General features: G+C 38.3%; 12 protein-coding genes. 6 read left to right on the forward strand and 6 right to left on the reverse strand.

Annotated features, from left to right (window positions below):
• Positions 1-38 precede the first annotated feature (38 nt).
• The 6 genes from HMPREF1865_RS04000 to HMPREF1865_RS04025 all read left to right on the forward strand — a co-directional run bounded on the left by HMPREF1865_RS04000 (position 39) and on the right by HMPREF1865_RS04025 (position 7,856).
• The gene (locus HMPREF1865_RS04000; RefSeq protein ID WP_060919254.1) at positions 39-521 is read left to right on the forward strand and encodes a GNAT family N-acetyltransferase; all 483 of its coding nucleotides are present in this window, start codon (positions 39-41) and stop codon (positions 519-521) included.
• A 267-nt stretch (positions 522-788) separates the two neighbouring features.
• Complete coding sequence (locus HMPREF1865_RS04005) at positions 789-1,016, forward strand: helix-turn-helix domain-containing protein (RefSeq protein ID WP_060919255.1); 228 nt, start codon at positions 789-791, stop codon at positions 1,014-1,016.
• A 15-nt stretch (positions 1,017-1,031) separates the two neighbouring features.
• Complete coding sequence (locus HMPREF1865_RS04010) at positions 1,032-2,771, forward strand: type I restriction-modification system subunit M (RefSeq protein WP_060919256.1); 1,740 nt, start codon at positions 1,032-1,034, stop codon at positions 2,769-2,771.
• A gap of 1 nt (position 2,772) precedes the next feature.
• Entirely contained in the window at positions 2,773-3,954 is a 1,182-nt protein-coding gene (locus HMPREF1865_RS09560) for a restriction endonuclease subunit S (protein WP_072270791.1), read from the forward strand.
• A 12-nt stretch (positions 3,955-3,966) separates the two neighbouring features.
• The gene (locus HMPREF1865_RS04020) at positions 3,967-7,203 is read left to right on the forward strand and encodes a type I restriction endonuclease subunit R (RefSeq protein ID WP_060919257.1); all 3,237 of its coding nucleotides are present in this window, start codon (positions 3,967-3,969) and stop codon (positions 7,201-7,203) included.
• 254 nt (positions 7,204-7,457) lie between these two features.
• On the forward strand, positions 7,458-7,856 hold the full coding sequence (locus HMPREF1865_RS04025; RefSeq protein ID WP_060919258.1) for a hypothetical protein: 399 nt from the start codon (positions 7,458-7,460) through the stop codon (positions 7,854-7,856).
• 55 nt (positions 7,857-7,911) lie between these two features.
• Here HMPREF1865_RS04025 and rbsB read toward each other — a convergent pair whose 3' ends face one another.
• From rbsB to HMPREF1865_RS04055, 6 genes are all read right to left on the reverse strand, one after another.
• Positions 7,912-8,814 (reverse strand): ribose ABC transporter substrate-binding protein RbsB, encoded by a 903-nt coding sequence (gene rbsB, locus HMPREF1865_RS04030; RefSeq protein ID WP_060919259.1) that lies wholly within the window; start codon positions 8,812-8,814, stop codon positions 7,912-7,914.
• 9 nt (positions 8,815-8,823) lie between these two features.
• Complete coding sequence (locus HMPREF1865_RS04035; protein WP_004697939.1) at positions 8,824-9,759, reverse strand: ABC transporter permease; 936 nt, start codon at positions 9,757-9,759, stop codon at positions 8,824-8,826.
• Entirely contained in the window at positions 9,759-11,240 is a 1,482-nt protein-coding gene (locus HMPREF1865_RS04040; protein ID WP_060919260.1) for a sugar ABC transporter ATP-binding protein, read from the reverse strand. The genes HMPREF1865_RS04035 and HMPREF1865_RS04040 overlap by 1 nt, the downstream gene beginning before the upstream one ends.
• Before the next feature lie 152 nt (positions 11,241-11,392).
• A complete protein-coding gene (gene rbsD / locus HMPREF1865_RS04045; protein ID WP_060919261.1) occupies positions 11,393-11,806 on the reverse strand; it encodes a D-ribose pyranase in 414 nt (137 codons plus the stop codon).
• Between the two features lie 21 nt (positions 11,807-11,827).
• Complete coding sequence (rbsK, locus tag HMPREF1865_RS04050; protein WP_060919262.1) at positions 11,828-12,715, reverse strand: ribokinase; 888 nt, start codon at positions 12,713-12,715, stop codon at positions 11,828-11,830.
• 536 nt (positions 12,716-13,251) lie between these two features.
• On the reverse strand, positions 13,252-13,908 hold the full coding sequence (locus HMPREF1865_RS04055; protein WP_060919263.1) for an NAD(P)H-binding protein: 657 nt from the start codon (positions 13,906-13,908) through the stop codon (positions 13,252-13,254).
• Positions 13,909-13,922: the final 14 nt, after the last annotated feature.

Consider the following 13,922-nt stretch of genomic DNA (forward strand, 5'->3'; position numbering starts at 1 on the left):
TTAGTTTATGATTAGAGCATTTTGAACGAGGTAAATAGATGAAAGAATTTAGACAATTAACCGTAGATGATGCGGCTGAATATCACGAGGTGTTGATTGTAGGCTATGCGGAGAATAAGAACTATCCTATATCCTTTGATGCCATCAACTTTAGCCAAGAAGAGTCTCGCGTATGGATCTTAAAATATCCTGTATTTGGTCTCTACGTAGATGGTTCCTTGGTATGCTCTATTTCATTCCGTATGCCTTGGATTCCAAAGGCTACACCAGACGTATATCCCCACATTGCACACTTCGTGACGGCCCCTGAACATAAGGGGAAGGGCTATGCTCGTGAAGTCCTTGCCGAAGCAGAAGACCTATTGCGCAACGTATATAAAACACCAGCCGTAACACTAGGTACTGCTGCAGAACACCCGTGGCTTGCCAAAATGTATGAAGGCTTTGGCTTTAAAGAATATAAACGAACACAATTGCCTGGAAAGGTACATACGACAATATTCTTTAAGAAAACATTGTAAAGATAAGAAAATTAGTATTAATTTAATATTCTAACTAAAAGAGTCGCATCTAATTGGTGCGGCTCTTTGTTATTCTATAAGATGTTACTACTACAGTATTAATTTCAAGAGTACTTTGGACTTTTTCATATATGGTTATTATGTTCTCTAATTTTGATATAGGTTAATATCTATAAGTCAGACTGCCTAGTGGATAGATACTAAAAAAATGAATATTTATTTGCTATAATAATGCTATATTAATGGATAAAAAGGAGATACATATATATGGGTTTCCCTAAAGAAATAAAAAGAATTAGACAACGTTCATTTTTAACACAGCAGGAATTTGCCAATGTAATAGGTGTGGCTTTTTCTACTGTAAATCGTTGGGAATCTGGACGTTCAAAGCCAAATCTAAAAGCAATGAAAAGCATTAATACATTTTGCTTAGATAATAACATCCCTTATGAAGTGCTAGAGGAGTCTTGGTTTGACTATAAAATAGAAAAATAAAGGAGCAATACTGTTATGACAGATAAAGAATTAAAAAAGTTAAAAGATACATTATGGCATTCTGCTGATGTGCTTCGTGCTAGTGCTCATTTAGCTGCGAATAAATATGGTCAACCTATTCTGGGACTTATTTTTCTTAGATATGCTGATATTCTATATAAACAGCACAAATTAGAGATTATGAAAGAATATAATAGATTAAAAGGTGGGCGTATAGAGAAATCCATTAAGGAAATATCTATTGAAAAGTGTGGATTTTATCTACCTGATTGTGCTTATTATGATTTTATCAATGATGCACCAGATGATGCTAGTAAAGCTACTCTTGTAAAGAAAGCTATGGAAGCAATTGAGACTGAAAACCCTAAAATGGATGGTGTACTTCCAAAAGAAGTATATGCTCAGCTTGTACCAGAGGAAGAACCGGAACTTCTTTCTAACATCCTACGTATATTTAAGGATATTCCTGAAAATGGCTCCCTTGACATCTTTGGTGAAATTTATGAATATTTCTTAGGGAATTTTGCTCTTGCAGAAGGTAAGGATGGAGGAACATTCTACACACCTGCAACTGTAGTAAGATATATGGTTGAAGTATTAAATCCTCAGCCAGGTGAAAAGAAGTTCTTAGATCCAGCATGTGGTTCTGGAGGTATGTTCGTTCAGGCCGCAAGATACATGCATAATCACAATGCCAGCGAGAGTGAACAGATGAAATTCCGTTGCTATGGTGTTGAAAAGGAACCTGATACAGTAAAACTAGCAAAGATGAATCTGCTTCTTAATAATATTCGTGGTGACATTACGCAAGCTAATTCATTCTATTCTGATCCATATAATGCAGTTGGACAATTTGATTATGTAATGGCAAATCCTCCCTTTAATGTTGATGAGGTTGTGGTTGAGAAAGTTTCTGATGATACCCGTTTTAATACATATGGTGTGCCAAGAAACAAAAGCAAATCAACAAAGAAAAAATCTGACAAGAAAGAAACTGTACCTAACGCAAACTATTTGTGGATAGGCTACTTTGCAACTGCGTTAAATGAGAATGGGAAAGCAGCTCTTGTGATGGCAAATTCTGCTTCGGATGCTTCCGGTTCAGAATATGAAATCAGAAAGAAAATGATTGAAGAAGGTATCATCTCACAGATGGTGACTCTTCCTTCTAATATGTTTTCATCAGTAACTCTTCCAGCAACTCTTTGGTTCTTCGATAAACAGAAGCCAAATACTGAGAAGAAAAATGAAATCTTATTTATAGATACGAGAAATGTGTTTATACAGGTAGACCGTGCGCATAGAAAGTTTTCTGATGAGCAGATTAAGAATCTTGGTCTAATAACGAAACTATATCACGGTGATACACAGGCTTTTGTTGATTTAATTGATGAATACAAAACAGAACTTGCAAATGCACCAGAATCTTCTGATGATAAAGAAGTCCTAACTAAAGATTACTGGCAATCACAGATTGACTGGTTAACAGAAAGATTCCCAGATGGTGTATATGCGGATGTAATTGGCCTTTGTAAAGCTGCGCCAATGGATGGTGAAGATGGAATCATTGATCAGGACTACTCCCTCAATGCAGGTCGTTACGTTGGAGTGGTTATTGAAGACGACGGTTTAACCAAGGAAGAATTCAAAGAAGAAATGCTCTCCCTTAATTCTGAATTTATGTCTTTAAGTACCGAGGCAAGGGAACTTGAAAAACTCATTTCAAATAATCTGAAAGGATTGTTGGGTGAGTGATATGGAATATAAAAGACTAAGTGATTGCGCATTTTGGGGAAAAGATAGAACCGATAATATTAATTACGAATCATATATTTCTACAGAAAATATGATTAAAGATAAAGGCGGGGTAACTATAGCCAGTTCGTTGCCAGATTCTAAGACAGCATCAGCATATAGACCCAATGATATTCTTCTATCTAATATTCGTCCATATTTTAGAAAAATATGGTATGCCGATAAAAATGGCAGTTGTTCAAACGATGTATTAGTAGTCAGAGCAAATGAAGATATTGATTCAAAATTTTTATACTATGTATTAAGTGACAATAACTTTTTCAATTATGATACAGTTACATCCAAAGGAACAAAAATGCCTAGAGGTACACAGACGGCAATAATGAAATATCTTGTTCCAGATATAAATATTGGTAAACAAAGAAAAATTGCCAATATTCTTTCAACCTATGACAACCTCATCGAAAACAACAACAAGCGAATCAAACTCTTAGAACAAATGACTGAAAGTCTTTACAAGGAATGGTTTGTAAGATTCCGTTTTCCGGGATATGAAGATGTGGAATTTATAGATGGATTCCCAAAAGATTGGGAAAAAGTAAAACTAGATGATGTTTTAAATAAGATAGCTACAGGACTTAATCCAAGAAAAAATTTTGTTTTAGGTGAAGGTGAAAATTTCTATGTAACTATAAAAAATATGGCTGACAATACAGTTTATCTTGATGATAGATGTGACAAAGTAAATGATGATGCAATAATAAAGATAAACAAACGATCTGATTTGAAAATTGGTGATTTATTATTCTCCGGCATCGGAACAATAGGAAGAGTATGTCTGATTGATATTTCTACAAATAATTGGAATATCAGTGAATCTGTCTTTACAATGAGAGCAAATAAAAAAATCAGCTCAGAATTTTTGTATATGCTTTTACTTTCGCAAGATGTACAGAATTATTGTCAATCTAAGGCAAATGGGTCTGCTCAAAAAGGCATACGGATGGGTGATTTAAGAAAATATACATTCTTATTACCCACAAAGAATGTCATAAATGATTTTACAAATCAAATAAGTCCTATATTAAGGAATGTAAGCTTATTAAGAAATGAAAACAAAAATCTAATTCAGCAAAGAGATATGCTTTTACCACGCTTAATGAGCGGAAAACTTGAAGTTTAGGGAGGTGTTCATATGCGTAATTTTATATCTGAAGATGATATAGAACAGGCTATACTTTCAAAATTAAAAGCTGAGCCATTTAAATATGACATCCTCATTTGTGATGCTTCACCGGATAAACGAGATGTATTGCCCGATGGTACAGGCAGAAACTCTAAGAAGGAATGTACGCTTCCTGATGTTATGCTGTCTTCTCTTAAGCGTATTAACCCAGCTATCGAAGAAGATAAAATAAAAGAGATCGTAAAGATATTAAGGCAAGATTATACAGGAACTGATATCGTAGATACGAATTATAAATTATATAGACAAATCCGTAATAATATAAAAATCATAGTTCGTAGAAACGGCAAGGAAGATTTTGATTTTGTAAAATTAATAGACTTTGAACATCCGGAGAATAATACTTTCACAGCGGTGTCTCAGATGTGGATACAAGGTAAGGTCTACTACAGGAGACCGGACATCCTTATCTTTGTTAATGGTATGCCCCTTGTGTTTATTGAACTGAAAAATAGCATTGTTAAGGTTGAAGAAGCCTACAACAAGAATCTCAAGGATTATATGCGAGATATTCCGAATCTTTTTGCATTTAATCAGATTTGTGTGCTTTCAAATGGTTTGGAATCGAAGCTTGGTGCATTTAATGCAACCTATGACTATTTTTTTGAATGGCTTAAGATTGATAGCGAAAAAGAAAAACTGGACAGAGAAGCAATTCTTGCTGCGGATAATGTTAAGGATAGCTCTGTCAGATATTTTGTAGATGGTCTTCTTAACAAAGATAGATTGATTGACTATATTGAAAACTTCATTCTTTTTGAAAACCAGAGAATAAAGATTATCGCTAAGAACCACCAGTACTTAGGTGTAAATAATCTAATGGAATCAGTGGAGAACAGAAAAGAGCTTAACGGTAAGCTTGGTGTTTTTTGGCATACACAGGGTTCAGGTAAATCCTATTCTATGGTTATGTTTGCACGTAAAGTGAAGCGTAAGATTCAAGGTAACTTTTCGTTCCTCATTATCACAGACCGTGAAGATTTGGATACACAGATTCATAAGAACTTTGTGCGTACAGAGGTTATTGGCTCTAAAGAAGAATGCCAGCCAAAAGACAGTAAGCAGTTAAGAGATTTCTTGACTACCAATAAGGCTTTTATCTTCACGCTGATACATAAGTTCAGATACGATAAGACAAAGAAATATCCAGTGCTTTCTACTCGTGACGATATTATTGTCCTTGTTGATGAAGCACATAGAACACAGTATAAAGATTTAGCAGAGAACATGAGAACTGCACTTCCGAATGCTAACTTTGTGGCATTCACAGGAACACCTCTTCTTGGCTCTAAACGCCTTACGAATCAATGGTTTGGTGAGTATGTTTCAGAGTATAACTTTGCACAATCTGTCGAAGATGGCTCTACTGTACCACTGTTCTATTCGAGGCGAGTTCCGGAAGTGGGGCTTGAAAATGATTTCCTTGACGATGACGTTGTAGATATTATCGAAGAAGAAAATCTTAACGAGGATGAAACTCGCCTCTTAGAGAATGCATCTTCACGTATCCTTGAAGTTATCAAGAGAGATGACCGCTTAGATAAAGTGGCACAGGATATTGCCTACCACTTTCCAAGACGCGGGTTTCTTGGAAAAGGTATGGTTGTATCTGTCGATAAATATACTGCTGTCAAAATGTATGACAAGGTTCAGCATTACTGGGCTATAGAAAAGCAGAACATCTTGAAGGAGCGAAATACAGTTTCCACTAAGAAAAAACATGATCAGCTCACTCGTATTCTTGCTTATATGAATAAGGTTGAAATGGCTGTTATCATTTCAGAGGAAAATGATGAAGAAACTAAGTTTGCTAAGCAAGGATTAAAGATATCTGAGCATCGTGCAAAGATGAAAGAAATCACACCGGATGGCAGAGATATTGAGGATAGATTCAAAGATTCTAATGACTCACTGCAACTTGTGTTCGTTTGTGCAATGTGGTTGACAGGATTTGATGTAAAGAACTTATCTACACTTTATCTTGATAAGCCAATGAAAGGCCACACGCTGATGCAAGCCATAGCTCGTGCCAACAGAGTGTATCCTGGAAAACCTGCCGGAATTATTGTAGATTATGTAAATGTCTTTAAATACATGAAGAAGGCATTAACAGAATATGCCACTGGTGATGACGGAACAGAATTCCCTGCAAAAGATATTGATCAATTAATCAGCTATATTGACAGTACAATCGATGAAGCAGATTCTTTCTTGTTGTCTCTTGATATTGATTTAGAAAAGATAATTGCTGATTCTAATATACTGGATCAATTAGATGCATTAAGAGGTGCTTATGACACTATCGTTGCAAAAGATGATGATAAAGAAAAATTTAAGGTTATCCTTAATGTTTTGACAAATCTATACGAAGCATCCAAGCCGGAAATCTTTGAGAAGCCTTGGAACAACGATAAGTATGCACCGCTTGTGTATTTGCATGGCCTTTTTCACCACACTATTGATGATGAAAAAGTTGCTCGTGCAAGACAGAGAATGAATCAGATTCTAGATGGCAGTGTTACAGCAAGTCAAGAATTTGTAAATTATGTGCGTGAAAAACCTGCTCAATACATGATTAAAGGAACTAAAGCGATTGATTTATCTAAGGTTGATATTGAGCAGTTAAGAAAAGAAATAAGAGTAGCTAAGTATAAAGCAATTGAGATAAATGACTTGAAGTTATTTATTGAGCATACATTGGAGCAAATGCTTAATAAGAATTGTACAAGAACGAAGTTTTCAGAACGATTTAAACGTATTATAGATTCTTATAATGCAGGTGGCACTGAAAACGAGGATTATTACGAGCAACTGGTAAAGCTTCTTGAGGAATTACAAGAAGAATATAATCGAGCAAATGTTGAAGGTCTTACTGAAGATGAACTTGAAATCTTTGACTTGCTTATTGCTGGAAAGAAGCTGACAAAGAATGAAGAGCAAAAAGTGAAACTCTCTGCTAAGAATCTTTATAAGAAGTTATTTGATAATCGCAGTAATCTTCTTGTTGTAGATTGGTATAAGGATGAACAACCAATTGCTAAGCTAAAATATGAGGTAGAATTATCCTTGAATGATGATTTGCCTGAAAGTTATGATAAAGTATCTTTTGATTCTAAGGTGTCTTTACTTATGAATCATTTTATAGATATGGCAGTTCAAGGATATGGATGGATTGGGTCTGTCTAATTTCCGGAATAAGTATAGATTAAGCTTTTATTTTCAATAAGTATTGATAATAATAAAAATGACCACACTAGAGTAAATACATACCCTAGTGTGGTCATTTTCATTGCCTTTCATTAGTAAGATTAATTATTTGTTAATATTTTAATAGGAAAATAGACTTAAGAAGACTTTCGGAAAAACTTATAATTTCTATTATATTCACAAATACAGTGCTATAATAAATTAAAAATTGTTGTTTGTGGAGTGTGAATAGGATGTATGAAATCGTAAATGAACCAAATTTAACAATTGCCTTTGATATGGATATAGAGTTATCTCAATTTGGTGTGTTTGGCATATATATTAAACAGGGCTATAACATTTGTTCTGGATATATTGATCCTAGTGATTGGTCAGGGATTCATGCTAGTTACAAAGTATTAGTTGACTTGTATGAAAACTGCAAAGGGGAAGCAACCTTTACAAATATTCTGACGGGAGAAGGGGATACGTTAACATTCTCTTTAGATCAAAAGGGTGCTTTGACAATGGATGTTACTATCTGTACCACTTGGAATTACAAATGTAATATGACTATTGAAAGTTTAGATCAAACCTATTTGCCGAGGTTTATTGAGTTTTTTAAAGAATTTTTAGAGCGAGAGCCCAAATAAAAAGAGTCGCATCAAAGGATGCGACTCTTTTTTTGTACCCAGTTTCTATATACAATTATTTTGTAACAACTTTAAGATCTACAGGGATTTTAGCTTCTACAGCTTCGCCTTTGATAACTTTTTGAGCTGTATCGATAGCGATTTTACCCATTTGGTCTGGTTGTTGCGCAATTGTTGCAGCCAATGTGCCGTCTTTAACAGCTTTGTCTGCATCAGCAGTACCGTCGAAGCCTACGATGAAGATTGTTTTGCCTGCGGATTTAGCTGCTTGGATAGCACCCAATGCCATTTCGTCATTATGAGCGAAGATAGCTTGTACGTCTGGGTTAGCTTGCAAGATGTTAGTTGCTACGTTCAAACCTTTTGTACGGTCGAAGTCAGCGCTTTGTTTTGCTACTACTGTTAAGTCTTTGTCAGCTACGTTGTGGAAGCCTTGGCCGCGTTCACGAGTTGCGGAAGCACCAGGGATACCTTCAATTTCAGCTACTTTTGCAGCTTTGCCAACTTTATCAACGATAAGTTGAGCTGCCATTTCGCCGCCTTTTACGTTATCGGAAGCAATGTGAGCCACTACTTTGCCTTTATCAGCAGAACGGTCAACAGTGATGACAGGAATGTTTTTAGCATTTGCTGCTTCTACGGACGTAGAGATAGCTGCAGAGTCTACAGGGTTGATGATCAATACGGAAACGCCGCTTTCAAGTAAGTCAGAAATGTCGTTTGCTTGTTTTGCAGGGTCGTTTTGAGCATCAACGATTTTAACTTTAAGACCAAGCGCTTTAGCTTGAGCCTCAACGCCTTCTTTCATAGTTACGAAGAATGGGTTGTTTAATGTGGAAACAGAGAAGCCGATCGTGCCGGATTTTTTGTCGCCGCCGTTATCAGCGCTTTTACCACAGCCTGCTACAAGACCGATAACCATGATAGCCATCGCCAACAGTAACAATAGTTTTTTCATAGGAACCTCCTAAGCTTTCTTGCGGTCTGCAAGAACAGCCAGTAAAATAACAATACCTTTTACGACTTGTTGATAGAAACTGGAAACGTCGAGAATATTTAACCCGTTGTTGAGGGTACCGATAATTAGGGCACCAATGAGTGTGCCAACGATATGACCACGACCACCAGCTAGGCTTGTGCCGCCAAGAACTACCGCCGCGATAGCGTCAAGTTCGTAGCCTGCACCTGCTGTAGGTTGTGCAGAGTTAAGACGAGAAGTGATGATTGCACCAGCGATACCACAGAGCATACCCGTCAAGGCATACACAAAGATTTTAACGCGGTCAATCTTGATACCAGCAATGTAACTAACTTTTTCACTGCCACCTACGGCGTATGTTTTACGGCCTAAAGATGTGCGACTCAATACGAACCAGAGGATGATGAAAGCTAGGAACATTGTGATAGCTGGAACTGGAAGGCCTGCGATATCCCCTTGGCCAAAGCCGTGGAATAGAGGATCTTGTGTAAGGCCGGAGATTGGGTTACCGTCTGTGAATACTAACGTAGCACCACGGTAGATGGTCATGGTCGCCAAGGTAGCGATAAATGGAGCTACGCGGCCATAGGTGATAACGAGACCGTTAATACCGCCCAATACAAGGCCCGCACCTGCAGCTAATACGATAGCCAATACAGGGTCAGTGCCAGTTACGATGAGGTTGGCCATCACTGCACTAGAGAGGGCAAGGATAGAACCAACAGATAAGTCGATACCGCCCGTTAGGATGACGAAGGTCATACCAAAGGCGATGATCGCATTGATGGATACTTGGCGCAACAAGTTACGCAAGTTAGAGAATTCAAGGAAACTGTCGTTCATGACAGAGATAATGATAAATAATAGGATGAGGCCGATGAGAGGGCCTAATTTTTTTACATATTGTAGAGCTTTGCTGTCCATTATTGTCCTCCTGTGGCTAATGTCATAATCGATTCTGGTGTTGCTTCGCTGCGGTCCAAGATACCTGCTACGCGGCCTTCGTGAATGACCATAACGCGGTCGCTCATGCCGAGCACTTCAGGTAACTCAGAGGAAACCATGATAATGGACACACCATCGTTCGTTAATTCGTTCATTAAATCATAAATATCACGTTTTGCACCGATATCGATACCGCGGGTTGGCTCATCCATGATGATAATAGATGGTTTTTTACCGACCCATTTAGCGATAACAACTTTTTGTTGGTTACCACCAGAGAGGGAGGACGCCGCTTCGTGAATAGATTGTGTTTTAACGCCTAGCTTTTTAGACAATTCGTCAGCAAAGGAATTGAGTTTACTCTTATCTAGTACATGAGATGGACAAATCTCGCCAAGGTTTGGCAATGTAATATTGGAACCGATGGAGAAATCGAGGATCAAGCCTTCGCTCTTTCTGTTTTCTGTGATGAAAGCAATGCCTGCTTTGATGGCATCTTCAGGTTTTTTACAGTTTAGAACGGAGCCGTTAACTGTTATGGTACCGCCATTGTGCTTGTCTACACCAAAGATAGCACGCATGATTTCTGTACGGCCAGCGCCCATAAGGCCTGCTACGCCGAGGATTTCGCCTTTGTGCAAGGAGAAGGAAATGTCGTTGTTGAAACCTTCAGGTTTGAGGTTATCTACGCTCATGATCACTTCGCCCGGTGTTGTGGTACGAGCAGGATAGAACTCGTCAATAGAACGGCCTACCATGTGGCGCACTACTTCGTCTACAGAAATTTCAGCAGTTGGTTTTGTAATGATGGTGTGACCATCACGCATAACTGTGATCGTATCGCATTCGCTAAATACCTCTTCCATACGGTGAGAGATATATACGATAGCCACGCCGCGGGCTTTCATTTTGCGCATCATTTTGAACAAAGTCGCCGTTTCACGTTCTGTGAGGGCTGCTGTCGGCTCGTCCATGATGACAACCTTGGCATCTAACATCAAGATACGAAGGATTTCCGTCATTTGTTGATGACCAACGGAGCAAAGGCCCGCCTCAGTAGTGAGAGGCAATTCGATACCCAACTCGCGGCAGGTGTTTTCTGCCTCGGCTAGCATCGCCTTTTTATCGAGCATACCAAAACTATTGCGCTTCGGTCTCATTAAATACAGATTTTCTAGCAATGTTAGATTAGGCCAAATGTTGAGCTCTTGGTGAATAAAGGCAACACCGTTTAGCTCAGCCTCTCTCGGATTCGGGAAGGTGCGCTCTACGCCGTCGATGGTGATTGTGCCAGCGTCTGCCTTGTGAATTCCGGTGAGGATATTCATAAGGGTGGACTTGCCAGCGCCGTTTTCGCCCATCAAGGCGTGAACCTCGCCCTCCTTGAGGGTAATACTTACATCGCGCAGCACTTGGTTCGTACCAAAGGCCTTTGCAATGCCTGACATAACAATTTCCATAACTACTCCTATATAATTGGTGAAAGTATCTCTAATGTATGTAATAGATTAGATGGTTAGGTAATCTTTGAAAGCTAATCTGTTTAATTTATAGAAACTGATTTATAGAATCAGTTTCTTAAGGTATAAACCGAGTTAGTCAATCTACTACTCTAGGGACGATCGCTGAAAATACAATCGGCGCGCAAGATAATGTTCGCATACGGAGATGCTTCACCAGTTCTAATAATGCATTTGCATTGTTTTGTAGCTTCTTTGAACGCTTCATGGCTCGTTTCAATCCATTCGAATTGATTGGATGGGAAGGTAGACTCCAAAAAGTCATAAGCTTCAGGATTATTTTCTTTAATTTCTTTTGCTACATGAATCGCTTCGGATTTCATATGCTTAGCGATGATGGAGACCACTTGTTCAAAGCTTGGTACCCCAAAATCTAAGGCTAAGTCGATTTTTTGAACCCCTTCAGGCACTGGCAAGCCACAATCGGCGATACAAATCGTATCTGTGTGGCCGAGATCTGCAAGAACCTTAGCGATATGGCTATTTAAAATGCCGTGTCGTTGCATGGTAAACTCCTTTTCAATACGCTAATTTGCTGCTAAGAATGCAGCGACCTCGTCCTTTGTTGGCATACCGCCTTGGGCACCTAAGCGTTGGATGGAGAGGGCCGCTGCTGCATTGCCGTAGTGTAGAGCGTCGGCTAAGCTTTTACCATTGACGATAGCCGTTGCAAAGGCACCATTGAATGTATCGCCTGCACCTGTCGTATCTACGGGTTTCACCTTGAAACCGGATACGGTGTGAATGTTACCGTTGTCGGCGTAGCCTACGCCTTTGCTACCGAGGGTAACGATGATTTTATTTTCGTTAGCTAACAATGTTTCTTCTGTAGATTGATTAGGATAAAGCGCTGAAAGCTCATGTTCGTTTGGCGTAATATAGGTTGCCAATGCTAACCACTCAGGATTGAGGTCTGCCGCTGGAGCCGGGTTTAAGAGTACTTTCACATTAGCCTCGTGACAACGACGAACGATGTATTCGATTGTTGGAATAGGAATCTCGTTTTGAACCATTACGAGATCCGCTTGCTCGATAGCTGACCAAGCATTATCCACTACAGTATTATCTACCTTTGCATTAGCGCCAGAAATAACAATGATGCTATTGTCGCCTTCAGCCAATGTGATATGTGCTGTTCCCGTTGTAGTATTAGGTACAGTAACGATGTAGTCCGTATTGATATGATTTTCTTTTAGATTATCTACAATCATTTGGCCGTAAGTATCTTGGCCGATGCAACCAACCATGGTAACCTCTGCACCTAATCGGGCAGCTGCTACCGCTTGGTTAGCACCTTTGCCACCGTGGGCGATGTGCAATTCGTTGCCCATGATTGTTTCGCCTGCAGTAGGGCGTTTGTCCGCGAGGACTACAATATCCATGTTGCAACTGCCAATAACAACAATGCGATTCATAATAACTCCTTGATTAGCCTCTGCCCTAACTGGGACTAAAAATGACTATCATTTATTTTTATACATAAAACCTAGAGTGTTTTATACAGTAAATTGCATATATAAATATAATTGATAATCAAAGAGGCATTTGCTTTCAAATACCTATAGTATATACTAATTATTTATTAGTATAGCGTAAATATGTGAGTTTATCTATATAAATATCTATAAAATGTAGGAATAAGAAAGGTATATCCAAAATTTATGTTACATGAGTAAAAATGTACTCTTAAATTTTGGATATACCTTATTATTATAGAATTAATATATTATACTATTTATATTTTATCTAAACATTTGGTCTATACTATCAAAGGATTTCTCTAAAGATAGAATACGTCCTTGAATGATATCATTTTGGCCTTCTACAAGAGCAGATAATATATCTAGCTTGTAAAATATTAGTTGTAGTATCGTTAATATTTATTGTATTACTGTAGCTTTTATCTATTTTCATAGTCTATTCGGCCTTTATTGTTAATTATAGTTATATATTAGTGAAAGCTTGGTTTATCGAAGTGTGTACCTGGCTCACCTACGCCGATGCTTGTGCGGTGGAAAGGAGTTTCATCCGCTGCATGTAAGATATCAAAGATGGCTTTTACCACAGCTTCGCGTGAAACTTGGGCATCGTTGAATTGAGCCCCTTCAGGGATGAGTTCGTAATCGGTTTTTTCCGAATCATTATAAAGCCATGTGAGGCGCAAGATAGTGTAATTTAAATTGGATTCGCACAATACGTTACGAGCTTGACGCTCACCTTGAACATAGCTAATAGGCAAGTTATCGAAGGTCCATTTTTCAAGTGCTACAGGGAATTCACCAGAAAGGCCAGCCATGGAAACGCCGATAACACGGCGTACATTTTTACGGCTCAATGCTTTCACGATGGACGCCATATCACTGCCGGATTCCATAGAACCTACAAATACAACCTCCGCATTTGTTACAGCTTGTTCTAACTTAGCAGGGTTTTGAAAAGAACCTTCAATCACTGTAACACGTTCATGGTCGATAATCTCTGGAGGTATACGTGTTTTCAACTGACGACCATATAATGTAATGTGCATATCTGTATATGTTAATAGTGTAGCAGTCAACTTTTGAGCTATTTGGCCCGCAGCTCCTAAAATCGTAATATACTTATACATAAAAAAGACCTCCT

The sequence above is a fragment of the Veillonella parvula genome, from assembly GCF_001553335.1.
GTDB classification, from domain to species: Bacteria; Bacillota; Negativicutes; order Veillonellales; family Veillonellaceae; genus Veillonella; species Veillonella parvula_S.